We start from the raw sequence: 22904 nt of genomic DNA, 5'->3' as shown, positions 1-22904 counted from the left end.
TCCAAATTCACCAGGCAGTGCGGTGAGCATTGTTTGAAAGCGTTGTTGTCCCCTTCGTCTAGTGGCCTAGGACACCGCCCTTTCACGGCGGTAACAGGGGTTCGAGTCCCCTAGGGGACGCCATTTTTGTTGTAACTGCGGGAATAGCTCAGTTGGTAGAGCACGACCTTGCCAAGGTCGGGGTCGCGAGTTCGAGTCTCGTTTCCCGCTCCATATCAGGCACTGCGGATTTATCTGCACGCCTACGAATCAAGGACCTTCGGGTCCTTTTTTCGTTGCGCCGATTTTAACGTCAACCGGTGCCCGCTCCCGCCTCGGGCTGGATCGATGGGACGTTGGCCTGGAGGCCGCTGTGGTCAATCCCGATTGGTTTTTGGGCGCCCTGGACGTGCGGCGACAGGGGAAGGTGGGTGAGGAATGAAAATCGCTATGGCTCAGCAGGGCCCCCCTTCGAAGTGCTGATTGTCGAGCGGGGCGACCGGTCTGGCGTGGCCCACCAGACCTTATCCAGTTCGCATATTCAAGCAAAGGCCGTCACCCTCTCTTGACCCTGGGCAGTGCGACGAGCATGGTTGCCCGGCTTGTCGCCCGGCCGTGCTGGCGTATTGGGCGCAGGCACCCGTGGAGCAATCATATCGCCGGGTCTTGCGACCCTGCCCAAGGAGTTTTCAATGACGTTCAAACAATGCCTGCGACCCTTACTGGTGCTCGCCTTGGGTCTTGCTACCCTGGGTTCGGCACAGGCCGAGACCGCGCGCCCGGAGGTGGCCGGACAGGTCAAGGCCTATGCGTCCGCCGATGGGGTGAAGGTCTGGACCCTGCGCTATGACAAGCGTGAAACCCGTCAGGCGTTGGTGCAGATGACGGATATCGACAATGACCTTAACCAGAAAATTCTTCTGGCCAGCACCCAGGTCAAGGGGCAGGAGGTCAGCTACAGCGTGCAGCTCAAAGGGCAGCCTTATGTGCTGTTGATCCTTAACGAAGGAACGGGCGAACTGAATGTGCCGGGCACCGGGCAGACCAAGCGCCTGAGCTACAGCGAAGAGCTGTCGACCCAGGCCAATGCGGAGCACTACCTGACGGCGTACCAGGCGCAGGCCGAAAACCCCTAGAAACGCTGCTGAGCGGCAGCCCGGTAGCGGTTCGCCCAGTGCCTGGCGCCCTGGTCGGGACCGCGCCTCGCCAGCGAAGGGTAACGCCGAACTGGCGGCAAACCAGGGCTGGTCACCTGGCATATGGCTGAGATCGATGCAGGCAGCGTTCAGTCCAGCCAGCGCCTCAGACGCTGGCCAAGGCTGAGCGCCCGTGCTGCGGGTCGCGGCTGTTGCAGCTGTTGCGGTGGTTGTCCAGCAAGTTGCGCCAGGGCGTGCTGGCTATCGAGGCCAGCGCACGCGCGGGCGAGTGGCAGGTGCTGGCTGCAGAAAAATTCGAGGCCCTGTGGATGAAAATCGAGCGCGGCGATTGCGCCGTCATCATAGTCGGCGAACTCCACCCAGGCCCCGCCTGGCAACTCGGGACTCTGGCCGCACAGGGCACATAGAGCGGGTTTCATAGGTGGCTGCGGGTTCCCGTCGGTCTCAGGGTGCGGTGCGGGGTTGATGATGACGCACGCTATCGACCACCTGGCCGCTTTCAAAATAAACGCTGAAGTCGCGGTAGTCCCAGCGGCTGATCGGCGGCTGGCCCACGGCCGGATGTTCTTCGTCGGGCAGGCCGAAGCGTTCCAGTACGGCACTTTGCCGGGCGCCACGTTCCGGCATCGGCAGTGGGCTGGCGCCCTGTGCCCCGAGCGGGATCTGCAGGGTGTCGGCCAGGCCGGTAAGGGGCAGACCCAGGGGCAGCAGCAGGGTCCATAACAGGTGAAGACGTAGCATTGGATTTCTCAGGCGCGTGGATAGGGCTGGGCGCGGGCCTGGCGCCGTTGCAGGGCCTGCTTTTGCAGGATATGCCGGGCCAGCAGTTGGCGCTGTGCGTCAGTCAGCGCTTCGAAGCGAGTGCCGATCTCGAACTGCAGGTCGTCACGGGGGTGGCAGTGGATCACCTCGGCACGCAACAGCAGGCCCAGCGCCTGGGGCATCAGGACCATCTTGATCGCCAGGTGACTACCGACCTCGATCGCCTGGGCGTTGTTGAAGCTGATACCGCCCTCCGAGAGGCTGACGCTGCGCGGCAGGCCGATATCGCGCAACAGGCTCTGGGCCACAGCCTGGCCGAGCAGATCGATGCGCTTGTTGATGACCTTGAGGTAGTTAGCCAGGGTGCGATCGCGCTCGGTGATATGGCGTAGCAGGTGCTGGGATTCGAAGTCGGCCAGGTGCAGGTCGCTGAGCAGGTTGAACAGCGGCGAGCTGTCGTGCAGCGCCTCGCTGGCGAGTGCCTGGGCGCCGTTCAACTGGCTAAATTCCAGTGCGATCGTGTCGTCTATACGATAGTATTCGCGGCGATCGGCGTCATCTCGCGTAGTCATTGCGAACCCGTGGCGGCAGTGGTGGTCTGAGTGTAAGGCTGCGCGCAACGCCTCGCCACCTGGACGTTCTCCTTTCTCAAGAATCAGCCCCCGACTCATGTTCAGACCTTTGTTCGTATTTGTTGGTGCGCGTTACACGCGCGCCAAACGCCGCAACCACTTCGTATCCTTTATTTCCCTGACATCGATGATCGGCCTCGCCCTGGGCGTGATGGTGATGATCCTGGTGCTGTCGGTGATGAATGGCTTCGACCGGGAGATGCGCAACCGGGTCCTCGGCATGGTGCCCCATGCCACGGTCGAGAGCGCCACACCCATCGATGACTGGCGCCAGCTGGCGGGACCGATTCTGAAGCAGCCGCAGGTGCTGGCGGCCGCGCCTTTCACCCAGATGCAGGGGCTGCTCAGCCACGATGGCAAGGTGCAGAAGGTGCTGATCAACGGTGTGGATCCGGTGGAGGAAGCCAAGGTCTCGGTGATCGGTGAGTTCTTCAAGGCCGAGGATGGCGCCCAGGGCGCGCTGGCGGCGCTCAAGCCGGGCGAATTTGGTCTGATCATCGGCAAGAAGGCGGCCAGTAAACTGGGCGTGACGGTGGGCGATAAGCTGACCTTCGTCGCCCCCGAGGTGACGGTGACCCCGGCGGGCATGTTTCCGCGGTTGAAGCGGTTCACGGTGGTCGGCATCTTCAGTGTCGGGGTCGGCGAGGTCGATGGCTTCGTTGCGCTGGCACATATTCAGGACATCGCTCGCCTGCACCGCTGGAAAGACGGCCAGGTGCAGGGTTTGCGCCTGAAGTTCGATGACCTGTTCCAGGCGCCGCGGCTGGCCTGGGGGATCGCCCAGCGTCTGGGCGAGCAGGACTTTTTCGCCCGTGACTGGACCCGTACCCACGGCAACCTCTACCAGGCCATCCGCATGGAGAAGGCCATGATCGGCCTGCTGCTGCTGCTGATCGTGGCGGTCGCGGCGTTCAATATCATTTCGACCCTGGTCATGGTGGTCACCGACAAGAAGGGTGATATCGCCATCCTGCGGACTCTGGGGGCCACACCGGGCCAGATCATGGCGATCTTTATGGTGCAGGGCACCATTATCGGCGTGGTCGGCACCCTGATCGGCGCGGTGCTGGGCATGTTGGCGGCACTGGGCGTCAGCAGCGGCGTGGCCCATGTGGAAAAATGGCTGGGGTTCAAGTTCCTCAATGCCGATGTGTATTTCATCGATTACCTGCCCTCGCAGTTGCTGGCCGCGGATGTGCTGCTGGTCTGCGCGGCGGCACTGGTCCTGAGTTTTCTCGCCACCCTGTATCCGGCCTGGCGTGCGGCGCGCACCCAACCGGCAGAGGCGTTACGTTATGAGTGAGAAGGGTATGACCGATAAAGCCGTGCTGAGCTGTCGCAACCTGGGCAAGAGCTACGACGAGGGTCCACAGTCGGTGGTGGTACTGGCCGACTTGCAACTGGAACTGTTTCCCGGTGAACGGGTGGCGATCGTCGGCAGCTCCGGCTCGGGCAAGAGCACGCTGCTGAACATGCTGGGTGGCCTGGACACGCCCAGTACCGGCAGTGTCTGGCTGGCCGGCGAGGAGCTGTCGGCGCTCAACGAGAAACAGCGCGGCCTGTTGCGCAACCGATCGCTGGGTTTCGTCTACCAGTTTCACCACCTGTTGCCCGAGTTCACCGCCTTGGAAAACGTCTGCATGCCCTTGCTGATCGGCCGTACGGCCATCGCCGAGGCACGCGAGCGTGCCAGTGCGCTGCTCGAGCGGGTCGGGCTAGGTCATCGCCTGGCACATAAGCCATCGGAGCTGTCGGGCGGCGAGCGCCAGCGGGTGGCCATTGCCCGGGCGTTGGTCAACCGGCCGGGGCTGGTATTGCTCGACGAGCCCACCGGGAACCTCGACCACCATACCGCCCAGGGCATTCAGGACCTGATGCTGGAGCTCAGCGGCGCCTCGAAAACCGCGTTTTTGGTGGTGACCCACGACCTCGACCTGGCGCGCCAGATGGACCGTGTGCTGCGCCTGGAAGACGGTCGGCTGGTCAATGCCTGACCCTCGCGGGTTTCTTTCCTATTGGGGTGCCTTGGCCCATGTTTCGACCTTTATCACTGTTTATCGGCCTGCGTTATACCCGCGCCAAGCGCCGTAACCATTTCATCTCCTTTATCTCGATGACTTCGATGATCGGCCTGGCCCTCGGGGTGTTGGCGATGATCGTGGTGCTGTCGGTGATGAACGGTTTTCAGCAGGAAATGAGCTCGCGCATCCTCGGCATGGTGCCGCACGCGACGGTCAGCGCGGGGCAACCCCTGCAGGACTGGCGCGCGGTGGCGGCCAAGGCACTGGGCAATCCCGCGGTGGTCGCGGCGGCGCCCTTCAGCGAGCTGGAAGGCATGCTGTCGTACAAGGGCACGATGCAGCCGGTGCAGATCAACGGCGTCGACCCGGCGGAAGAGCCCAAGGTCTCGATCATCGCCCGGCATATGGTGCAGGGACGTCTGGAGGACTTGCGGGCCGGGGAGTTTGGCGTGGTGATCGGCGAAATCACCGCGCGGCGTTTTCGCCTGAACGTCGGCGACAAGCTGGCCCTGATCATTCCCGAGCTCAGTGGCGTGCCGGGCGGCATTACCCCGCGCATGCAGCGGCTCAACGTGGTGGGGGTGTTCAAGGTCGGTGCCGAACTCGATGGCTCGCTGGCGCTGATCCATGTGGCCGACGCCGGACAGTTGCAGCGCCTGCAACCCGGCCAGGTGCAGAGCGTGCGGCTGGCCTTGCAGGACCTGTATCAGGCGCCTGAGGTGGCGGCGACCATTGCCGCCGTACTGGGCGCCGATTACCGGGCCAACGACTGGACCCACACCCAGGGCAGCCTGTTCAGCGCCATGAAAATGGAAAAGACCATGATCGGCCTGTTGTTGTTGCTGATCGTCGCCGTGGCCGCCTTCAATATCATCGCCACGCTGATCATGGTGGTGGCGGACAAGGGCGCCGACATCGCGATCCTGCGCACCCTGGGCGCCACGCCGCGACAGATCATGGGCGTATTTATGGTCCAGGGCACGGTCATCGGTGCGGTCGGGACGCTGGTCGGCGCCGTGCTGGGCGTAGTGGCCGCCTTGAACGTCAGTGCGCTGGTGGCCTGGGTGGAAAAAGCCAGTGGCCAGCAGGTGCTCAGCTCGGACGTGTATTTCATCAACAATTTGCCGTCCGACCTGCAGGCGCTGGATGTGCTGCTGATCTGCTCGGCGGCCTTTATCCTGAGTTTTCTCGCGACCCTGTACCCGTCCTGGCGCGCGGCGAAAATCCAGCCCGCCGATGCCTTGCGCTACGAGTGACACTCACCTGCCGAATACCCAAAAGCCGCTCTTTCGAGCGGCTTTTTTTATGGCTGTTTCTTAGCCTTGGCGGCGGCTTTGCTGGCGTTTTCGCCAGGTATGCCGAACCCACCAGCGCCAATAAAGCATGGTGACGAAGTAGCCGAGCAGGGCGAACAGTACGGCGCAGACCACCGAGCCCAGCAGAAAGGGCTGCCAGAGCGTCGACAGTTCCTGGGTGACCCAATCGACGGTCAGGTCGCTCGGCAGGCTGCGCGCGGGCACCTGCAACAACCAAGCTCCCAACTGATAGGTGCAATAAAACACCGGTGGCATGGTGATGGGGTTGGTCAACCACACCAGGCCAACCGAAATCGGCAGGTTGGCACGCACCAGAATGGCCAGGGAGGCCGCCAGCAGCATCTGCAAGGGCAGGGGGATGAACGCCGCGAACAGGCCCATCGCCATGGCCCGTGCCACCGAATGGCGGTTCAGGTGCCAGAGATTGGGGTCGTGGATCAGCTGGCCCAGAAAGCGCAGGGATTTGTTGTGGCGGATGCTGTCGGGGTTGGGCATGTAGCGCTTGAATAAACGACGCGGCATGTGAAATCTCGGCCAGGCGTAAACAGTCGAGTATGCCCGCGTCAGGAGTCGTCCGCTTTTCGACTTTGTGACAGCAAATGTGTAAGCGCCATGGACATTGACGATTGCTATTAAGTGCCATGGCCGGGCATGGGAGAGGCAACGATGCGCACAGGGATGCTTGCGCTGGCCTTCGGGCTCTTGCTGGTGCGGTTTCTACCGGCCCTGCCCACGGCGGCGCTGGTGCTGGCGATGCTGTTGTTGGCGCTTCCGCTGCTGGCGCTACGACTCTACCCAGTCGGGTTGTTCCTGCTGGGGTTGGCCTGGGCCTGCACCTCGGCACAGTGGGCGCTGGCGCAGCGTCTGCCGCCGGCCCTGGACGGTCGCATCCTCTGGCTGGAGGGGCGAGTCACCGATTTGCCGCAGGTGGTGGACGGGGTGGTGCGCTTCCAACTGGCCGAGGCGCAGGCACGGCAGGTGCGCTTGCCGCCACTGATGCGGCTGTCCTGGTATGACGGGCCGCGGCTGCAGGCCGGCGAGCGTTGGCGCCTGGCCGTGCGGCTCAAGCGCCCGCGGGGCCTGGTCAACCCGCAGGGTTTCGACTACGAGGCCTGGTTATTGGCGCAACGCATCGGTGCGACCGGCACGGTCAAGGGCGGTGAGCGCATGGCCCCCGCCCGAGGCCTGGCCGCCTGGCGCGACAGCCTGCGCCAACGCCTGCTGGCGGTCGATGCCCGGGGGCGCGAGGGGGCCTTGACGGCACTGGTGCTGGGCGACAGCTCTGGATTATCCGTTGCCGAGTGGCGGATCCTGCAGGGCACCGGCACCACGCACCTGTTGGTCATTTCCGGCCAGCACATCGCCCTGCTGGCGGGCTTGCTGTACGGGGCTGTCGCCACGTTGGCGCGCTGGGGGTGGTGGCCGCGCCGTTTGCCTTGGCTGTTGTGCGCCTGCACGCTGGCGCTGGGCGGTGCGCTGGGTTACGGACTGCTGGCCGGGTTTGCCGTGCCGGTTCAGCGTGCCTGCCTGATGATCGGCCTGGTCCTGCTTTGGCGCTTGCGCTTTCGCCACCTGGGCAGCGCGTTGCCGCTGTTGCTGGCACTGCTTGGCGTGCTGCTGATCGAGCCGCTGGTGACGCTGCAGGCGGGGTTCTGGCTGTCCTTCGGCGCGGTGCTGGTGCTGGCCTGGGTCCTCGGCGCACGCCTGGGACCTTGGTCCTGGTGGCAGGCCTGGTTTCGTCCACAGTGGGCGCTGGCCATTGGCTTGCTGCCGCCGCTGCTGGCCTTGGGGCTGCCGCTCAGTGCCAGCGGACCTTTTGCCAACCTGCTGGCGGTACCCTGGGTCGGATTGCTGGTCGTGCCCCTGGCCTTGCTCGGGACGCTGCTGTTACCGGTTCCGCTGGTCGGTGCTGTCTTGCTCTGGCTGGCCGGGGGATTGCTCGATCTGTTGTTTCAGGTGTTGGACGTCCTGGCCACTGGGCAGCCAGCCTGGCTACCCGGCGGCGTGCCCATCTGGGCCTGGTGGCTGGGCAGCCTGGGCGTTGCCTTGGTATTGCTGCCGGCCGGGGTGCCGTTACGCGCCCTGGGGTTGATCCTGCTGCTGCCAGTGTTCGCGCCGCCGCGGATGCCTATCGCGCCGGGGCGGGCAGAAGTATGGGTGTTGGACGTGGGTCAGGGCCTGGCCGTCGCGGTGCGCACCCGCGAGCATGCCCTGCTGTATGACGCCGGTGCACGGGTGGGGGATTTCGACTTGGGCGAGCGGGTGGTGCTGCCGTCCTTGCGCCAGTTGGGGGTCGCTGCGCTGGACAGCCTGTTGCTCAGCCATGCCGACAATGACCACGCCGGCGGCGCACTGGCTATCCAGCGAGGGGTGCCGATCGGCCAGGTGCTCAGTGGTGAACCCCACGCATTGGCCGCGACACTGGGTGCCCGGCCCTGCGTCGATGGTCAGCAATGGGTCTGGGACGGGGTGCGGTTCAGGACGTGGCGCTGGTCCCGGGCCGTGGCGGGTAACCAGGCGTCTTGCCTGCTGATGGTCGAGGCGAACGGCGAGCGGCTGTTGCTGACCGGCGACATCGACAGCCCAGTCGAGCAGGCGTTGCTGCGGCAGGGGTTGGATCTGCAGGCCGATTGGTTGCTGGCGCCCCACCATGGCAGTCGCAGTTCCTCCTCGGCGGCCTTTATCGCGGCGGTGGCGCCACGGGCAGTGCTGATTTCCCGTGGCCAGCACAACAGCTTCGGGCATCCCCATCCCGAGGTGCTGGCCCGCTACGCCGCGCGCGGGGTGGTGATTTACGACACGGTCGAGAGTGGCGCCCTGCGGGTGCAATTGGGCGACCGAGGGGGCGCGCAGGGCTTGCGTGAATCAGGGCCTTTTTGGCGAGAAAAATGAGAACCGAGGCGTTCGGTGAGAGGCCGAGCCTATGCTAGAGTGGCGCCACTTTTCCGAGGGGGTTGTACGCCGTGTGGGAGTTAGTCAAAGCAGGTGGCTGGATGATGCTGCCGATCATCCTGTGTTCCATCGCTGCCTTCGCCATCAGCGCCGAGCGCTTGTGGAGTCTGCGTGTCAGTCGGGTGGCTCCGCCACACCTGCTGGGCCAGGTCTGGCGCTGGATCAAGGACAAGCAGCTGAACAGTCAGAAACTCAAGGAGTTGCGTGCGCACTCACCGTTGGGGGAAATCCTCGCGGCGGGTCTGGCCAATTCCAAGCATGGTCGCGAGATCATGAAAGAGTGCATCGAGGAAGCCGCCAGTCGGGTCATCCATGAGCTGGAGCGTTACCTCAACGCCCTGGGCACTATTGCCGCCACCGCGCCCTTGCTCGGTTTGCTTGGCACGGTGTTCGGCATGATCGAAATCTTCAGCGGTTTTATGGACAACGGCATGGCCAACGCCCCGGTGCTCGCCGGCGGTATTGCCAAGGCGCTGATCACCACCGCAGCGGGCTTAATCGTGGCCATTCCGGCGGTGTTCTTCCACCGGTACCTGTTGCGTCGGGTCGATGAGATCGTGGTCGCCATGGAGCAGGAAGCCATCAAGCTGGTCGAAGTGGTGCAGGGCGATCGCGAAGTGGACATCGTCGAGGAAGGCAAAGCGTGAAGTTCCGCCGGAGAGCGGGTGGTGCGGCCCGCGATGAGGTGTTCCTCAACCTGACGTCCCTGATCGACGTGATCTTCGTGCTGCTGCTGTTTTTCGTGGTGACCACCACCTTCAGCCGTCCCAGCGAACTGAAGATCGACCTGCCCGAGGCCGCTACCGGTGCGCCGGCGCAGAGCGAAAGCAAGCAGTTGGAAATCGGCATCGACGCGGACAGTAATTTTTCGTTGAACGGTCAGGCGCTGCTCAAGAGCGACCTATCGACCCTGATGGCGGCATTGCAGAAAGAATCCAATGGCGATAACAGCCTACCGCTGATTCTCAGCGCCGATGGCAAGGCGCCGCACCAGGCGGTCATTACCGCCATGGACGCGGCCGGCAAACTGGGGTTTGCGCACCTGCGCATCACCACGGTCGAGGCCCCGCCGGCGCCCTGATGGTGCGGCCATGAGTGGCTGGTCCGAGCGCCTGCTGGGCGCCTGGTATGGCGCTCATCCGGCGCTGGGGTTGCTGGCACCGCTGGAGTGGCTGTACCGCGGCGTGGTGCAACGCAAGCGCCGACGCTTCCTGGATGGCCAAAGCCCCACTTACCGTGCACCGGTACCGGTGCTGGTGGTGGGCAATATTACTGTCGGTGGCACCGGCAAGACTCCGCTGATTCTCTGGCTGATCGAGCACTGCCGTGCCCAAGGCATTCGCGTGGGCGTGGTCAGCCGCGGCTATGGCGCGGCACCCGCGTCCTGGCCCTGGCGGGTGCGGGCCGAGCACTCGGCCGCGGAGGCGGGTGATGAGCCGCTGCTGATCGTCCAGCGCAGCGGTGTACCCCTGGTCATCGATCCCGACCGTTCCGGCGCGGTGCGCGCCTTGCTCGAAGCCGAGCCGGTGGACCTGATTCTCTGTGACGACGGCCTGCAGCACTACCGCCTGGCGCGTGACCTGGAGCTGGTGCTGATCGACGCCGCACGGGGCTTGGGCAATGGCCGCTGTTTGCCGGCCGGCCCGCTGCGCGAGCCGCGCGAGCGGCTCGAGAGCGTCGATGCGCTGCTCTACAATGGCGCCGAGAACGATCCAGAGGGCGGTTACGCGTTTCGGCTGTGCCCCACCGCGCTGGTCAACCTGAGCAGCGGCGAGCGCCGTCCACTCGACTATTTTCCGCCAGGCCAGGCCCTGCATGCGGTGGCCGGCATCGGCAATCCGCAGCGCTTTTTCGCTACGCTGCAGGCCCAGGGCTGGCAACCCGTCGTCCATGCCTTCGCCGACCATGCGACCTACCAGCCGCAGCAGTTGCAGTTCAGTCCGGCCTTGCCGTTGCTGATGACGGAGAAAGATGCGGTGAAATGCCGGGCCTTCGCCGAGCCGGACTGGTGGTACCTGGCGGTGGATGCCGTGCCCTCGTCGAGCTTTATCGCCTGGCTCGACCTGCGCTTGGCAAGCTTGCTGGGGCGCGCGCCGAAGGCCTGACACGCCATGCCGGGGTGATCACCTCACGCGGGGCGGGCGGGCACGCCTGGCGCCGTGTAAACTGCGCGCCTGCGGGACCCTGCGGCCCGCCTTTGACCGTTCACCCGGCCGGTTGCCCGTGGCCCCCTTTGGGGCTCGATGCGGCGGCTCGCTCTCTCAAGGATCGTTGCATGGACCCGAAATTGCTGGATATCCTCGCCTGTCCCCTGTGCAAGGGGCCGCTGAAACTGACCGCCGACAAGGCCGAGTTGATCTGCAAGGCAGATGCCCTGGCGTTCCCGGTGCGTGATGGGATTCCGGTGATGCTGGAAACCGAAGCCCGCACCCTGGATGTCGATGAGCGCCTGGACAAATGAGCGGCGGCTTCACCGTCGTCATTCCAGCCCGCTTCGCCTCCAGTCGCCTGCCCGGCAAGCCGCTGCAGGATATCGCCGGCAAGCCGATGATCCAGCGGGTCTGGGAGCAGGCCTGTAAAAGCGGCGCGCAGCGGGTGCTGGTGGCCACCGACGATGGGCGCATCGTCGACGCCTGCCAAGGGTTCGGCGCGCAGGTGTGCCTGACCCGGGTCGAGCATAACTCCGGCACCGATCGCCTGGCGGAGGTCGCCACGTTGTTGGGCCTGTCGGACGACGAGATACTCGTCAATGTGCAGGGCGACGAACCCTTGATCCCGCCCGCGTTGATCGATCAGGTGGCGGCCAACCTGATGGCCCACCCCGAGGCCGCGATGGCGACCTTGGCGGAACCGATCGAGGAAGTCGCCACGCTGTTCAATCCCAATGTGGTCAAGGTGATCAGTGACCTCAATGGCCTGGCGCTGGCCTTCAGTCGCGCCCCCCTGCCCTGGGCGCGGGATGCCCTGGCGGCCAACCCTGAGCGGTTGCCGGCCGACGTGCCATATCGGCGGCATATCGGCCTCTACGCCTACCGCGCACGCTTTCTCCAGGACTTCGTCAGTTGGGGCCCCTGCTGGCTGGAGAACTGCGAAGCCCTGGAGCAGTTACGCGCACTCTGGCATGGCGCGCGAATCCATGTGGCCGATGCCCTGGAAACGCCGCCGGCCGGGGTGGACACGCCTGACGACCTGGAGCGCGTACGGCGCCTGCTGGGGGCCTGATGCGTATCCTGTTCGTCTGCCTGGGCAATATTTGCCGTTCACCCACGGCCGAGGGGGTGGTGCGCGACAAGCTGCAGCGGGCCGGCCTGGCACACCGGATCAGCCTGGACTCGGCGGGCACCGGCGATTGGCATGTGGGCAAGGCGCCGGACATGCGCACCCGCCTGGCGGCGCAGCGGCGCGGCTACGACCTGTCGACCCTGCGCGGTCGGCAGGTCGAGGTGGCCGATTTCGAGCGTTTTGACCTGATCCTGGCCATGGACCTGAGCAACCTGCAGCAACTGCAGGCCTTGCGACCGGGCACGGCCAAGGCCGAGCTCGACCTGTTTTTGCGCCGCTATGGCCAGGGGCTGGACGAGGTGCCGGATCCCTATTACGGCGGTGAGGACGGCTTCGAGCAGGTGCTGGATCTGCTGGAGTCGGCCGCTGACGCGCTGATCGATGAGCTGCGGGGGCGTGTATGAGCCTGGTGGTGCGCGAAGGGCTGTCGCTCAAGCCGTTCAACAGTTTTGCCCTCGACGCCCGGGCGTCCCTGTTCGTCGAGGCGGGTAACGACCAGCAGGTGCGTGAGGCGCTGGCGTTGGCCACGTCCCGCGGCCTGCCGCTGTTGGTGATTGGTGGCGGCAGCAACCTGCTGTTGACCCAGGATGTCCAGGCGCTGGTGTTGCGTATGGCCAGTCGCGGCGTGCGGGTGCTCAGCGAGGCCGATGGCGTGCTGGTGGTCGAAGCCGAGGCCGGGGAGCCCTGGCATGCCTTCGTCGTCCGCACCCTGGAGCAGGGGCTGGCCGGGCTGGAAAACCTCAGCCTGATCCCGGGCACGGTGGGCGCGGCGCCGATGCAGAATATCGGCGCCTATGGCGTCGAGCTCAAGGACGTGTTCGCCGGCCTGACCGCCCTGGACCGCCACACCGGGGAGTTGCGCGAGTTCTCCCTGGCCGAGTGCACGTTCGCCTACCGTGACAGCCGCTTCAAGCGTGAAAGCGAGCGTTGGGTGATTTTGCGGGTGCGTTTCGCCCTGAGCCGCACGGCCGCGGTGCACCTGGACTACGGCCCGGTACGCCAGCGCCTGGCGGTGCTGGGTATTGAACAGCCGACGCCCCTTCAGGTCAGCCAGGCGATCTGCGCCATCCGCCAGGAAAAATTGCCGGATCCGGCGCAGCTGGGCAACGCCGGCAGTTTTTTCAAGAATCCCCTGGTATCGGCCGAGCGGGCCGCGGCCTTGCGCGCCGAACATGCCGACCTGGTGGCCTATCCCCAGGCCGACGGGCAGGTCAAGCTGGCGGCGGGCTGGCTGATCGAGCGGGCCGGCTGGAAGGGTTATCGCGACGGCGATGCCGGCGTGCACCACCTGCAGGCGCTGGTGCTGGTCAATCATGGCGGCGCCAGTGGCCCGCAATTGCTGGCGTTGGCACGACGTATCCAGGCCGATATCCTTCAGCGGTTTGCCGTTGACCTGGAAATCGAGCCCAGGGTGCTTTAACCCAGCCCTGTACGTCCAGATCCGCGCCCCGCACAGGCGTTATGGCGCGGGGGCGACACCCCCGTTCCGTTCCGATCCGGCAGGAACCCCTGAGGGGACGTCTTTGCGAGCAAGGCTCGCGTCTTCTGATCGACCAGGCGCTGCCTGGCGGGGCTTGCGGAGGCCACGCGCATGGGGTGCACGCAACTGGGCCCCATGCGGTACCGCAGGACTGGACAGGGGATACAAGGCGCGCCGCCTCGGTGGCAGGGTGGGGCCAGGTTGCGCGGTAACGCGGCATGTGTGGCTAGTGTCCGCAGTTCCTGAAACGCAGGCATAAAAAAGGGATGCCGAGGCATCCCTTTTTCGTGTCGCCTAAGGCATCAGGCGTGCGGTTTGACCTCGTGCACGTCCTGTTGCGCGTCGGCAGCGGCCAGGTTCGGCTCTTCGGCTTCCACCGCAGGCTCCTGGGCGGTTACCGGCTGGCTTTCGACGATCGGCTGGAGCACGGCCTGAGCCGTTTCCTCGGCCGGCGCTGCCACGATCGGGGCTTCGGTCGCCTCGCGTGCCAAACGCTCGGCTTCGCGCTGACGGCGACGCACTTCGCGTGGATCGTTCGGCGCACGGCCCCCAGCCGCCACAGGTGCGGCAGGCGCTTCGGCGACGGTGTCGCCTGGCTCGGGTTGCTCGGCCAGCGGTGCCTGTTCGGGCTCGATGTTAGCCTCGGTGGGTGCGTCCTGCGCCACGACAGCGGGAGCGGGCTCGACCGTTTCCACGGTGGCCGTTTCCAGAGGAGCGGCTTCCACAGCGGCCGCTTCCACGACGGGCTCGATCACCACGGCGGGCGCATCGATGACCGCAACCGACTCGACGATAGGCGCAAAGACGGCTGCTTGCGCGGCCACTTCGGTCTCCACCGCCACGGGCGCTTCGACTGCCAGCGGGGCAGGGGACTCGACTGCGACTGAGGTTTCGGTCTGCGGCTCGACAGGGGCTTCGACCGCTGCGAGATCCGCTGCGGCGTGCTGCGACTCGGTAACGTCGCTGACCGGGTAGGTGGCTTCGGCTGCGGGGCTGACTTGCGCCGCGTCGCTCGCAACAGTCGCGCCCAGGGCCACGGCGGCAACGGTTTCGATACCGTGCTCGGCCTGTTGCTCTTCGCTGCCTTCTTCACCTTCGATGACGTTGCCGTTGGCATCACGCTGACGCTCGCGGCGGTTGCTGCGGCGACGCTGACCACGGGAACGACGACGCGGGCGATCGCCGCCTTCAGCGCCATCCTGTTCTTCGTCTTGCTGCTCGTCGCCGGCCAGGGCTTCTTCCTCGTCCTCGGTGGGCGCGTCTACCGCAGGGCGCGGTTGGCGCTCTTCGCGCGGCGCACGGGGTTGGCGCTCTTCACGGGGTGGACGTGGTTGACGTTCCTCGCGGGCCTTGGGCTCGACGATTTCCGCGCTATCGCTGCTCGGGATCGGCTGCTCGGCGGCATCCAGTGGGGCGCGCAATTCGCGGGCCGGACGTTCTTCGCGGGGCTTGCGCTCTTCGCGCGGCGGACGCGACTGACGCACTTCCTGAGGTTCGCGAACTTCCACCGTCTCGCGGGGTTGGCGTTCTTCGCGCGGGGCACGGGGCTGACGCTCTTCGCGCGGGGCGCGTTCTTCACGGGGTTCGCGTACGGCACGCTCTTCCCGTGGGGCACGTTCTTCGCGAGGTGCACGCTCTTCGCGGGGCTTGCGCTCCTCGCTGCTGCGGCCACCGCGGCTGCGGTTCTGCTGACGACCGCCGCGGCGCTCTTCGCTGCGCGCAGGGCGTTCGCTGGTCGGTTTGACCTCGACCACCACCGGCTTTTCTTCTTCCTTGCCGGCGAACAGGCTGACCAGCGACTTGACCAGGCCCTTGAACAGGCTCGGTTCGGCGGTGGGGGTCGGCGCGGCGGCAACCGGTGCGGCGGTTTCAACCGGCGTCGGTGCGGTGCGCTGAGGGACGGCCTTGAGCGCGGCTTCCTGGCGCACCAGGGTGCGGGTGGCGGCCGCAGCCTGGACTTCTTCGACTTCGGTCGGGGCCATCTCGTAGCTGGACTGGCCCACTTGGGCTTCCGGGCTGTCGTCGCGCAGGCGCTGGACTTCGAAGTGCGGGGTTTCCAGGTGGTCGTTCGGCAGGATCACGATGCGCGCACGGGTACGCAGTTCGATCTTGGTGATGGAGTTGCGTTTTTCGTTGAGCAGGAAAGCGGCGACCGGGATTGGGACCTGGGCGCGCACTTCGGCGGTGCGGTCCTTCAGGGCTTCTTCTTCGATCAGGCGCAGGATCGCCAGCGACAGGGATTCCACGTCGCGGATGATGCCTTGGCCGTTGCAGCGCGGGCAGACGATGCCACTGCCTTCGGCCAGGGACGGGCGCAGGCGCTGACGGGACATTTCCAGCAGGCCGAAGCGCGAGATGCGCCCGACTTGCACGCGTGCACGGTCGGCTTCCAGGCTCTCGCGGACTTTTTCTTCCACGGCACGCTGGTTCTTGGCCGGCGTCATGTCGATAAAGTCGATCACGATCAGGCCGCCGATATCCCGCAAGCGCAACTGGCGGGCGATTTCTTCGGCTGCTTCCAGGTTGGTCTGCAGGGCGGTTTCTTCGATGTCGCTGCCTTTGGTCGCACGGGCCGAGTTGATGTCGATGGACACCAGGGCTTCGGTCGGGTCAATCACGATGGAACCGCCCGACGGCAGTTTCACTTCGCGTTGGAAGGCGGTTTCGATCTGGCTTTCGATCTGGAAGCGGTTGAACAGCGGTACGGTGTCTTCGTAAAGCTTGATCTTGCTGGCGTACTGCGGCATCACCTGATTGATGAAACTCAGGGCTTCCTGCTGGGCCTCGACGCTGTCGACCAGCACCTCACCGATGTCCTGGCGCAGGTAGTCGCGGATGGCGCGGATGATGACGTTGCTTTCCTGGTAGATCAGGAAGGGGGCGGAGCGGTCCAGCGAGGCTTCCTTGATCGCGGTCCACAGCTGCAGCAGGTAATCGAGGTCCCACTGCATTTCTTCGCTGCTGCGACCCAGGCCGGCGGTGCGCACGATCAGGCCCATGTCGCTCGGGGCGATCAGGCCGTTGAGGGCTTCGCGCAATTCATTGCGCTCTTCGCCCTCGATACGCCGCGAGATACCACCGGCGCGCGGGTTGTTCGGCATCAGCACCAGGTAACGACCGGCGAGGCTGATAAAGGTGGTCAGGGCCGCGCCTTTATTGCCGCGCTCTTCCTTCTCGACCTGAACGATGACTTCCTGGCCTTCCTTGAGCACGTCCTTGATATTGACGCGGCCTTCTGGGGCCTTGCTGAAGTATTCGCGGGAAATTTCTTTAAGTGGGAGAAAGCCGTGGCGGTCGGAACCGAAGTCGACAAAGGCGGCTTCGAGGCTGGGTTCTACGCGGGTAATTCGGCCTTTGTAGATGTTGGCCTTTTTCTGTTCGCGAGCGCCGGACTCGATATCGAGGTCATAGAGGCGCTGGCCATCGACTAAGGCGACACGCAACTCTTCGGGCTGAGTTGCGTTAATTAGCATTCTTTTCATGTAGTACCGTCGATTTCCGGGGCTGCCGGAAGCGGCGATCGGCACACACGACTCTCAGGGTCGGTGTCAGGTGTGCGTCAGAAACGGTTGTAAGTCGTTCCATGTCTAGCGACAGTCGGCCAGTAGGGCCGGGTCGCGACAGACGTCTCCTGCTTGCTGTGGTGACAGAAGCACTCAGTCAGGAGGAGGAATCAGCCATCGGTAGCGGACGAGATGAAGCGTCTTTGAATAGCTACGCAGTCCGACGGTTGTGCATCTCCACCCTACACGTATCGCTGAAAATCGGGTGCCGCTCGCAGAATCCGCAGCGGGTTGGCATTACCGCGATCACCCAACAGGGGTCGATCGCGCATCATGGCTCAAGGCTTTATTTCCGAGTTATTCGCGGCCTAGTGCGGCGAAAGTCCCGTCGGACGGCCTTACGTCCCAAATGGGTTGCACGCGGTCGGGATGGCATTTTTGCCGAACATCCGCGAGCCGGGCCACTTTTGGCGGCGCTCGGGACTATAGCAGTAATCATTAAGTGCTTCAATTCAATAAAAAATTGTTATGATTGGAGGATGACAGAATCTCCCTCTCCAACCTCCGGCGTTCAGTTGCTCGAGGTTGAACCGGAATTAGCCGGCCAACGTATCGACAACTTTCTCCGCGCACGCCTCAAGGGCGTGCCCAAGACCCTGATCTACCGCATTTTGCGCAAAGGCGAAGTGCGGGTGAACAAGGGGCGGATCAAGCCCGAATATAAACTCCAAGCTGGCGATATCGTGCGGGTCCCGCCGCTGCGCCTGGCTGAGCGCGACGAGCCGGTACCACTGGCTCAGGGGTTGCTCGCTCGCCTGGAGGCGGCCATCGTCTACGAGGACAAGGCACTGATCGTGCTTAATAAGCCGGCCGGTATTGCCGTGCACGGTGGCAGTGGGCTGAATTACGGGGTGATCGAGGCGTTCCGCCAGTTGCGTCCCGACGCCAAGGACCTCGAGCTGGTGCACCGCCTTGACCGTGACACCTCCGGTCTGTTGATGATCGCCAAGAAGCGCAGCATGTTGCGCCATCTGCATGAAGCGCTGCGTAAGGATGGTATCGACAAGCGCTATATGGCGCTGGTTCGGGGGCACTGGGCGACGGCGAAGAAGCAGGTGAGGGCGGCCTTGCAGAAGAGCAACTTGCGCTCGGGTGAGCGCATGGTCGAGGTGGATGACGACGGCAAGGAGGCCTTGACCCTGTTCAAGGTGCTGCGTCGCTTCGGTGAGTTCGCCACCCTGGTGGAGGCCAAGCCGGTGACCGGGCGCACTCATCAGATTCGCGTGCATGCCAAGCACGCCGGGCACTGTATCGCCGGTGACAGCAAGTACGGCGATGATGACTTCAGTCGCGAGATCCGCGAGCTGGGTGGCAAGCGCTTGTTCCTGCACGCCTACATGCTGACCGTGCCGCTGCCCGAGGGTGGCGAGTTGAAGCTGGAAGCGCCGGTGGACGAGGTCTGGAGCAAGACCCTGGAGCGCTTGAGTGTCTGAGGTCGCGCCCTACCAGCTGTTGATCTTCGACTGGGACGGCACCTTGGTCGATTCCATTGGTCGTATCGTCGAAGCGATGCGTGTGGCGGCCCTGGCCTGTGATCTGCTGCCGCGCAGCGACGAGGCGATCAAGGGCATCATCGGGCTGGGGCTGCCCGAGGCGATCCAGTCGTTGCACCCGGATTTGCACGAGCCGGCGCGGGTGGAGCATTTCCGGCGCCGCTACAGCGACGCTTACCTGGCGCTGGAGGCCGAGCCTTCCGTGCTGTTCGAGGGCGTGCGTGAGTCGCTCGAGCTCTTTCGCGAGCAGGGTTATCAGTTGGCGGTGGCCACCGGCAAGAGTCGCCCAGGTCTGGCGCGGGTGCTGGCTGCCCATGGCTGGCTGGAGTACTTCGATATCACCCGTTGCGCCGATGAAACCGCCAGCAAGCCCGATCCGCGCATGTTGCACGAGATACTCGGGCATTGCCGGGTCGCGCCCGAGCGGGCGCTGATGGTCGGCGATTCGGTGTTCGACCTGCAGATGGCGACGCGTGCCGGGATCGATTCGGTGGCGGTCGGCTACGGTGCCCAGCCCTTGAGCGCCCTGCGCGAACACGGACCGGCGCTGGCCATCGAAGCCTTTAACGAGTTGCGTGCCTGGCTGGTGGCGCGCACCCATGGACAATCAATTGAGGTGGGTAGCTATGTCGGATGAATGGAAGGCGCCGGCGGGCGCGAGCGGTGACGCCCGCAGCTGGCAATTGCTGGAAAAGACCTTGTTGGCGGGTGTGCAGGAGCAGCGCCGGGCGCGGCGCTGGGGGATTTTCTTCAAGTCGCTGACCTTTATCTACCTGTTTGGCGCCATTGCCCTGTTGACCCCGGCGCTGAACCTCAAGGGTGGCGTGGCCGCTACCAGTGGCAAGCACACGGCGCTGATCGAGGTGCGGGGCATGATCGCCGATCAGGAGGCGGCCAGCGCCGACCATATTGTCGGCAGCTTGCGCAAGGCGTTCGAGGACGACAATACCAAGGGCGTGATCCTGCGCATCAATAGCCCGGGTGGCAGCCCGGTGCAGTCGGGTTATATCTATGACGAGATCCTCCGCTTGCGCGGCGAACACCCGGATATCAAGGTCTACGCGGTCATCACCGACCTGGGGGCTTCCGGCGCCTATTACATCGCCAGTGCGGCGGACATGATCTATGCCGACAAGTCCAGTCTGGTCGGTTCCATTGGCGTCACCGCAGCGACCTTTGGTTTTGTCGGGGTCATGGAAAAATTGGGGGTTGATCGCCGGGTCTATACCTCGGGCGAGCACAAGGCTTTCCTGGATCCCTTCCAGCCGCAGAAGGAGGAGGAGACCCGCTTCTGGCAGAGTGTGCTGGAAACCACTCATCGCCAGTTTATCGACAGCGTCAAGCGCGGTCGTGGCGAGCGCCTCAAGGTTACCGAGCATCCTGAGCTGTTCTCGGGTCTGATCTGGTCGGGCGAGCAGGCACTGCCGCTGGGCTTGATCGACGGCCTGGGCAACACCAGCTACGTGGCGCGCGAAGTGATAGGCGAGAAGGAGTTGGTGGATTTCACCGTCCAGGAAACGCCATTCGATCGCTTCGCCAAGCGTCTGGGGGCCAGTGTCGCGGAGAACCTGGCCATCTGGATGGGCTTCCAGGGGCCTGCCTTGCGCTGAGGGCTGTCGTGGCAGCAACAGACCCGGCTCAGGCCGGGTTTTTTATGGGCTGGCTTGTCAAGGGTCGCTGGCTGTCTGTGGGGCGGCGGCTTGGGTCGCGGCGCGTAGGATGGCGTTGAGCGCAGCGATACCCATGCTGCACAGGGTTGGTTTGCGGACGGCTGGGCGCTGGCCTCTCTGGCGTGCCCTGTCCATCGCCCTCCGTGCACTGCACGGGTATCAGGGAATCTCGATGCCCTCGGCCAGCAACATGTCCACCAGGCGAATCAGGGGTAGGCCGATCAGGCTGGTGCTGTCGGTGCCCTCGGTGGCGCGAAACAGGCTGATGCCCAAGCCTTCGGCCTTGAAGCTGCCAGCGCAATCGAATGGCTGCTCGGCCTCCAGGTAGCGGCGAATGCGTACGGCGTCCAGTGGGCGAAAATGCACGGTAAAGGGTACGCAATCGACCTGGCAGCGGCCGCTGGCGCTATTGAGCAGTGCCAGGCCGGTGAGGAAGGTCAGGCTGCGGCCGCTGGCGGCTTGCAGCTGTGCCTGGGCGCGTGGCAGGTCGTGCGGTTTACCGAGGATCCGGTCGTCCAATACGGCGACCTGGTCGGAGCCGATGATCAGGTGGTTGCCATGCCGTGCGGCCAGCGCGCGGGCTTTCTGCTCGGCCAGGCGCTGTACCAGCAGCAGGGCGCTTTCGCCGGCCTCGGCGGTTTCATCCAGCTCGGGCGCGGCCCAGCTAAAGGGCAGGCGCAGGCGGGCCAGCAATTCCCGGCGGTACGGCGAGCTGGAAGCGAGTACCAGTGCGGGCATAAAGGTCTCCTTTTGGGTGGCCCTGGATTCTAGCGGGCGCGCCAAGTGACGGACAGGCTTGAATATTCCTTTGACAGAGGGCAGGTGCGTCCCTAGAATGCTGCGCCTATGTTGAATGGGCCGATTCCTCCTCACGTCGATCCGCGCAAACTGGCTGACCGTGGCACCACCCTTACCGGTGAACTGCCCCTAGCCGACCTGACGCGACTCTGCGAAACGCTTGCCGATAATGTCGGTGAGATCCGTGCGAAGTTTTTTTTCGAGCGCGACGAGCGTAAGGCTGTGGTGATCCACAGCTCGATCGACGTTGAGGTCAAGATGGTTTGCCAGCGTTGTCTGGAACTGGTCGCTCTGCCGATCCACAGCGAATGCAGTTATGCCGTGGTGAAAGAAGGTGCGAATACCCAGTCAGTGCCGAAAGGCTATGACGTGCTGGAGTTGGGTGAGGATCCTTTGGATCTGTTAGCGCTGGTCGAGGAAGAGCTGTTGCTCGCCTTGCCCATCGTCCCAGCTCATGATCCTAAAGATTGCCAGCAGCCGGCAGGACTTGTTGATGAGCCCGAGCCGAGCGAGGACGAGGTATCGCGGTCCAACCCGTTCAGTGTATTGGCGCAGTTAAAGCGTGACCCAAACGTTTAGGAGTTAATCAATTATGGCTGTTCAGCAGAACAAAAAATCCCGCTCGGCACGCGACATGCGTCGTTCCCATGACGCACTCGAGGCCAGCACCCTGTCCGTCGAGAAGACCACCGGTGAAATTCACCTGCGTCACCACGTGTCTCCGGAAGGCGTCTACCGTGGTCGCAAGGTGATCGACAAGGGCGCTGACGAGTAAATCTTGTCCGCTCCGGTCATCGCGATCGATGCAATGGGCGGGGACTTCGGTCCCCGTTTCATTGTTGAGGCCAGCCTTGCCTGCCTCGCTGAATTTCCCTCGCTGCACCTGGCCCTCGTCGGCCAACCCTCCATCCTCGAAGACTTGCTCGCTGGCCAGCCCGGCGTCGATCGCTCACGCCTGCAACTTGTTCCGGCCAGTGAAGTCATCGGCATGGATGAGCGCCCGTCCCAGGCGTTGAGGGCCAAGCCCGACTCGTCGATGCGGGTGGCGCTGGAAATGCTGCGCAGTGGTCGCGCCCAGGCCTGTGTCAGCGCCGGCAATACCGGCGCGCTGATGGCCCTGTCGCGGTATATGCTCAAGACCCTGCCGGGGATCGACCGCCCGGCCATGATCACCGCCATCCCCACCGCGCGAGGCCATTGCCAGCTGCTGGACCTGGGCGCCAACGTGGATTGCAGCGCCGAGCACCTGTATCAGTTCGCCGTAATGGGGTCGGTGGCGGCCGAGGCGCTGGGTGTGGTCAGACCCCGGGTGGCCCTGCTCAATGTCGGTACCGAGCCGATCAAGGGCAACCAGCAGGTCAAGCTCGCCGCGAGTCTGCTGCAGCAGGCGGTGGGGCTGAATTTCATTGGTTTTATCGAGGGCGACGGGCTCTACCGGGGCGACGCCGATGTGGTGGTCTGTGACGGCTTCGTCGGCAATATTCTGCTGAAGTCCAGCGAGGGGCTGGCGAGCATGATCGCCACCCGGCTGGAGCTGCTGTTCCGGCAAAATCTGTTGGCGCGCCTGGTGGGTCTGCTGGCCTTGCCGCTGCTGCGCCGGCTGCGTGCCGACCTGGCGCCCGCGCGACGCAATGGTGCAAGTTTTCTTGGTCTGCAGGGCATTGTGGTGAAGAGCCATGGCGCCACCGGCAGCGAAGGCTTTCAGAGTGCCATTCGTTGCGCCCTGCGGGAAATCCAGGAAGACCTGCCGCAGCGTCTGCACGGGCGTCTCGAAGACTTGCTGCTTTAAACGGCGCGCG

Annotated in this window: 24 protein-coding genes and 2 tRNA genes; 21 read left to right on the top strand and 5 right to left on the bottom strand. The window is 64.5% G+C overall.

What is annotated here, in order from left to right:
• Window positions 1–47: 47 nt before the first annotated feature.
• From ABWY06_RS19155 to ABWY06_RS19140, 4 genes are all read left to right on the top strand, one after another.
• Window positions 48–123, top strand: a tRNA-Glu gene (locus tag ABWY06_RS19155).
• 14 nt (window positions 124–137) lie between these two features.
• Window positions 138–213, top strand: a tRNA-Gly gene (locus tag ABWY06_RS19150).
• A 458-nt stretch (window positions 214–671) separates the two neighbouring features.
• A complete protein-coding gene (locus tag ABWY06_RS19145; protein WP_353927169.1) occupies window positions 672–1115 on the top strand; it encodes a hypothetical protein in 444 nt (147 codons plus the stop codon).
• Between the two features lie 212 nt (window positions 1116–1327).
• Complete coding sequence (locus ABWY06_RS19140; protein WP_353927168.1) at window positions 1328–1543, top strand: hypothetical protein; 216 nt, start codon at window positions 1328–1330, stop codon at window positions 1541–1543.
• A gap of 37 nt (window positions 1544–1580) precedes the next feature.
• Here the strand turns inward: ABWY06_RS19140 and ABWY06_RS19135 are convergent, their stop codons facing one another.
• Window positions 1581–1877, bottom strand: a complete 297-nt coding sequence (locus ABWY06_RS19135) for a phosphodiesterase (RefSeq protein ID WP_353927167.1) — start codon at window positions 1875–1877, stop codon at window positions 1581–1583.
• A gap of 8 nt (window positions 1878–1885) precedes the next feature.
• Entirely contained in the window at window positions 1886–2470 is a 585-nt protein-coding gene (locus tag ABWY06_RS19130; protein ID WP_353927166.1) for a PilZ domain-containing protein, read from the bottom strand.
• 97 nt (window positions 2471–2567) lie between these two features.
• Here ABWY06_RS19130 and ABWY06_RS19125 point away from each other — a divergent pair, with 97 nt between their 5' ends.
• Genes ABWY06_RS19125 through ABWY06_RS19115 form a run of 3 tightly spaced genes read left to right on the top strand, consistent with a single transcriptional unit; the run spans window position 2568 to window position 5807 of the window.
• Entirely contained in the window at window positions 2568–3833 is a 1266-nt protein-coding gene (locus ABWY06_RS19125; protein ID WP_353927165.1) for a lipoprotein-releasing ABC transporter permease subunit, read from the top strand.
• A 7-nt stretch (window positions 3834–3840) separates the two neighbouring features.
• The gene (lolD, locus tag ABWY06_RS19120; protein WP_353927164.1) at window positions 3841–4524 is read left to right on the top strand and encodes a lipoprotein-releasing ABC transporter ATP-binding protein LolD; all 684 of its coding nucleotides are present in this window, start codon (window positions 3841–3843) and stop codon (window positions 4522–4524) included.
• A gap of 38 nt (window positions 4525–4562) precedes the next feature.
• Window positions 4563–5807: a lipoprotein-releasing ABC transporter permease subunit gene (locus ABWY06_RS19115; protein ID WP_353927163.1), complete on the top strand. Its 1245-nt coding sequence runs from the start codon at window positions 4563–4565 to the stop codon at window positions 5805–5807.
• Window positions 5808–5867: 60 nt separating this feature from the next.
• Here ABWY06_RS19115 and ABWY06_RS19110 read toward each other — a convergent pair whose 3' ends face one another.
• The gene (locus ABWY06_RS19110) at window positions 5868–6389 is read right to left on the bottom strand and encodes a DUF2062 domain-containing protein (RefSeq protein ID WP_353927162.1); all 522 of its coding nucleotides are present in this window, start codon (window positions 6387–6389) and stop codon (window positions 5868–5870) included.
• A gap of 144 nt (window positions 6390–6533) precedes the next feature.
• Here ABWY06_RS19110 and ABWY06_RS19105 point away from each other — a divergent pair, with 144 nt between their 5' ends.
• From ABWY06_RS19105 to murB, 8 genes are all read left to right on the top strand, one after another.
• A complete protein-coding gene (locus ABWY06_RS19105; protein ID WP_353927161.1) occupies window positions 6534–8759 on the top strand; it encodes a DNA internalization-related competence protein ComEC/Rec2 in 2226 nt (741 codons plus the stop codon).
• A gap of 71 nt (window positions 8760–8830) precedes the next feature.
• Window positions 8831–9466 carry a flagellar polar localization protein PocA gene (gene pocA / locus ABWY06_RS19100; protein ID WP_353927160.1) on the top strand — a complete coding sequence of 212 codons (636 nt, stop codon included), beginning with the start codon at window positions 8831–8833 and terminating at the stop codon, window positions 9464–9466.
• On the top strand, window positions 9463–9900 hold the full coding sequence (pocB, locus tag ABWY06_RS19095) for a flagellar polar localization protein PocB (protein WP_353927159.1): 438 nt from the start codon (window positions 9463–9465) through the stop codon (window positions 9898–9900). The genes pocA and pocB overlap by 4 nt, the downstream gene beginning before the upstream one ends.
• Before the next feature lie 10 nt (window positions 9901–9910).
• Window positions 9911–10924, top strand: coding sequence for a tetraacyldisaccharide 4'-kinase (gene lpxK, locus ABWY06_RS19090; RefSeq protein WP_353927158.1), 1014 nt, complete (start codon window positions 9911–9913; stop codon window positions 10922–10924).
• 170 nt (window positions 10925–11094) lie between these two features.
• The gene (locus ABWY06_RS19085; RefSeq protein ID WP_353927157.1) at window positions 11095–11280 is read left to right on the top strand and encodes a Trm112 family protein; all 186 of its coding nucleotides are present in this window, start codon (window positions 11095–11097) and stop codon (window positions 11278–11280) included.
• Window positions 11277–12041, top strand: a complete 765-nt coding sequence (gene kdsB / locus ABWY06_RS19080) for a 3-deoxy-manno-octulosonate cytidylyltransferase (RefSeq protein ID WP_353927156.1) — start codon at window positions 11277–11279, stop codon at window positions 12039–12041. Before ABWY06_RS19085 ends, kdsB begins: the two co-directional genes overlap by 4 nt.
• Window positions 12041–12505, top strand: a complete 465-nt coding sequence (locus ABWY06_RS19075; RefSeq protein ID WP_353927155.1) for a low molecular weight protein-tyrosine-phosphatase — start codon at window positions 12041–12043, stop codon at window positions 12503–12505. The genes kdsB and ABWY06_RS19075 overlap by 1 nt, the downstream gene beginning before the upstream one ends.
• On the top strand, window positions 12502–13521 hold the full coding sequence (gene murB / locus ABWY06_RS19070; RefSeq protein ID WP_353927154.1) for a UDP-N-acetylmuramate dehydrogenase: 1020 nt from the start codon (window positions 12502–12504) through the stop codon (window positions 13519–13521). The genes ABWY06_RS19075 and murB overlap by 4 nt, the downstream gene beginning before the upstream one ends.
• Before the next feature lie 362 nt (window positions 13522–13883).
• On the opposite strand, the gene rne is transcribed toward murB, so the two are convergent.
• The gene (gene rne / locus ABWY06_RS19065) at window positions 13884–17063 is read right to left on the bottom strand and encodes a ribonuclease E (RefSeq protein WP_353927153.1); all 3180 of its coding nucleotides are present in this window, start codon (window positions 17061–17063) and stop codon (window positions 13884–13886) included.
• Window positions 17064–17623: 560 nt separating this feature from the next.
• On the opposite strand from rne, the gene rluC reads away from it, so the two are divergent.
• Genes rluC through ABWY06_RS19050 form a run of 3 tightly spaced genes read left to right on the top strand, consistent with a single transcriptional unit; the run spans window position 17624 to window position 20247 of the window.
• Window positions 17624–18577, top strand: a complete 954-nt coding sequence (gene rluC / locus ABWY06_RS19060; RefSeq protein WP_353927152.1) for a 23S rRNA pseudouridine(955/2504/2580) synthase RluC — start codon at window positions 17624–17626, stop codon at window positions 18575–18577.
• Complete coding sequence (locus ABWY06_RS19055; RefSeq protein ID WP_353927151.1) at window positions 18570–19274, top strand: HAD-IA family hydrolase; 705 nt, start codon at window positions 18570–18572, stop codon at window positions 19272–19274. The genes rluC and ABWY06_RS19055 overlap by 8 nt, the downstream gene beginning before the upstream one ends.
• Window positions 19264–20247 carry a S49 family peptidase gene (locus ABWY06_RS19050; RefSeq protein ID WP_353927150.1) on the top strand — a complete coding sequence of 328 codons (984 nt, stop codon included), beginning with the start codon at window positions 19264–19266 and terminating at the stop codon, window positions 20245–20247. The genes ABWY06_RS19055 and ABWY06_RS19050 overlap by 11 nt, the downstream gene beginning before the upstream one ends.
• Before the next feature lie 219 nt (window positions 20248–20466).
• On the opposite strand, the gene ABWY06_RS19045 is transcribed toward ABWY06_RS19050, so the two are convergent.
• Window positions 20467–21045: a Maf family protein gene (locus tag ABWY06_RS19045; RefSeq protein WP_353927149.1), complete on the bottom strand. Its 579-nt coding sequence runs from the start codon at window positions 21043–21045 to the stop codon at window positions 20467–20469.
• Window positions 21046–21153: 108 nt separating this feature from the next.
• Here ABWY06_RS19045 and ABWY06_RS19040 point away from each other — a divergent pair, with 108 nt between their 5' ends.
• From ABWY06_RS19040 to plsX, 3 genes are read left to right on the top strand one after another with little or no spacing between them, the layout of a single operon-like run.
• Entirely contained in the window at window positions 21154–21684 is a 531-nt protein-coding gene (locus tag ABWY06_RS19040) for a YceD family protein (protein ID WP_353927148.1), read from the top strand.
• Window positions 21685–21697: 13 nt separating this feature from the next.
• Complete coding sequence (gene rpmF / locus ABWY06_RS19035) at window positions 21698–21880, top strand: 50S ribosomal protein L32 (protein WP_002552688.1); 183 nt, start codon at window positions 21698–21700, stop codon at window positions 21878–21880.
• A gap of 3 nt (window positions 21881–21883) precedes the next feature.
• On the top strand, window positions 21884–22894 hold the full coding sequence (gene plsX, locus ABWY06_RS19030; protein WP_353927147.1) for a phosphate acyltransferase PlsX: 1011 nt from the start codon (window positions 21884–21886) through the stop codon (window positions 22892–22894).
• Window positions 22895–22904 lie beyond the last annotated feature (10 nt).

The sequence above is a fragment of the Pseudomonas sp. genome (genome assembly GCF_040514055.1).
Taxonomy (GTDB): domain Bacteria; phylum Pseudomonadota; class Gammaproteobacteria; order Pseudomonadales; family Pseudomonadaceae; genus Aquipseudomonas.
Note: the sequence above shows the minus strand (reverse complement) of the source record. Positions and strands in the feature narration are given on the sequence as shown.

Excerpts from the sequence above, each read along its gene's own strand:
- ABWY06_RS19045 (WP_353927149.1), bottom strand. The coding sequence starts at position 21,045 with ATGCCCGCACTGGTACTCGCTTCCAGCTCGCCGTACCGCCGGGAATTG.
- ABWY06_RS19125 (WP_353927165.1), top strand. The coding sequence starts at position 2,568 with ATGTTCAGACCTTTGTTCGTATTTGTTGGTGCGCGTTACACGCGCGCC.
- rpmF (WP_002552688.1), top strand. The coding sequence starts at position 21,698 with ATGGCTGTTCAGCAGAACAAAAAATCCCGCTCGGCACGCGACATGCGT.
- rluC (WP_353927152.1), top strand. The coding sequence starts at position 17,624 with ATGACAGAATCTCCCTCTCCAACCTCCGGCGTTCAGTTGCTCGAGGTT.
- ABWY06_RS19135 (WP_353927167.1), bottom strand. The coding sequence starts at position 1,877 with ATGCTACGTCTTCACCTGTTATGGACCCTGCTGCTGCCCCTGGGTCTG.
- lpxK (WP_353927158.1), top strand. The coding sequence starts at position 9,911 with ATGAGTGGCTGGTCCGAGCGCCTGCTGGGCGCCTGGTATGGCGCTCAT.
- kdsB (WP_353927156.1), top strand. The coding sequence starts at position 11,277 with ATGAGCGGCGGCTTCACCGTCGTCATTCCAGCCCGCTTCGCCTCCAGT.
- ABWY06_RS19040 (WP_353927148.1), top strand. The coding sequence starts at position 21,154 with ATGTTGAATGGGCCGATTCCTCCTCACGTCGATCCGCGCAAACTGGCT.
- murB (WP_353927154.1), top strand. The coding sequence starts at position 12,502 with ATGAGCCTGGTGGTGCGCGAAGGGCTGTCGCTCAAGCCGTTCAACAGT.
- ABWY06_RS19115 (WP_353927163.1), top strand. The coding sequence starts at position 4,563 with ATGTTTCGACCTTTATCACTGTTTATCGGCCTGCGTTATACCCGCGCC.
- ABWY06_RS19105 (WP_353927161.1), top strand. The coding sequence starts at position 6,534 with ATGCGCACAGGGATGCTTGCGCTGGCCTTCGGGCTCTTGCTGGTGCGG.
- lolD (WP_353927164.1), top strand. The coding sequence starts at position 3,841 with ATGACCGATAAAGCCGTGCTGAGCTGTCGCAACCTGGGCAAGAGCTAC.
- ABWY06_RS19110 (WP_353927162.1), bottom strand. The coding sequence starts at position 6,389 with ATGCCGCGTCGTTTATTCAAGCGCTACATGCCCAACCCCGACAGCATC.
- ABWY06_RS19050 (WP_353927150.1), top strand. The coding sequence starts at position 19,264 with ATGTCGGATGAATGGAAGGCGCCGGCGGGCGCGAGCGGTGACGCCCGC.
- ABWY06_RS19145 (WP_353927169.1), top strand. The coding sequence starts at position 672 with ATGACGTTCAAACAATGCCTGCGACCCTTACTGGTGCTCGCCTTGGGT.
- ABWY06_RS19130 (WP_353927166.1), bottom strand. The coding sequence starts at position 2,470 with ATGACTACGCGAGATGACGCCGATCGCCGCGAATACTATCGTATAGAC.
- ABWY06_RS19075 (WP_353927155.1), top strand. The coding sequence starts at position 12,041 with ATGCGTATCCTGTTCGTCTGCCTGGGCAATATTTGCCGTTCACCCACG.
- rne (WP_353927153.1), bottom strand. The coding sequence starts at position 17,063 with ATGAAAAGAATGCTAATTAACGCAACTCAGCCCGAAGAGTTGCGTGTC.
- ABWY06_RS19085 (WP_353927157.1), top strand. The coding sequence starts at position 11,095 with ATGGACCCGAAATTGCTGGATATCCTCGCCTGTCCCCTGTGCAAGGGG.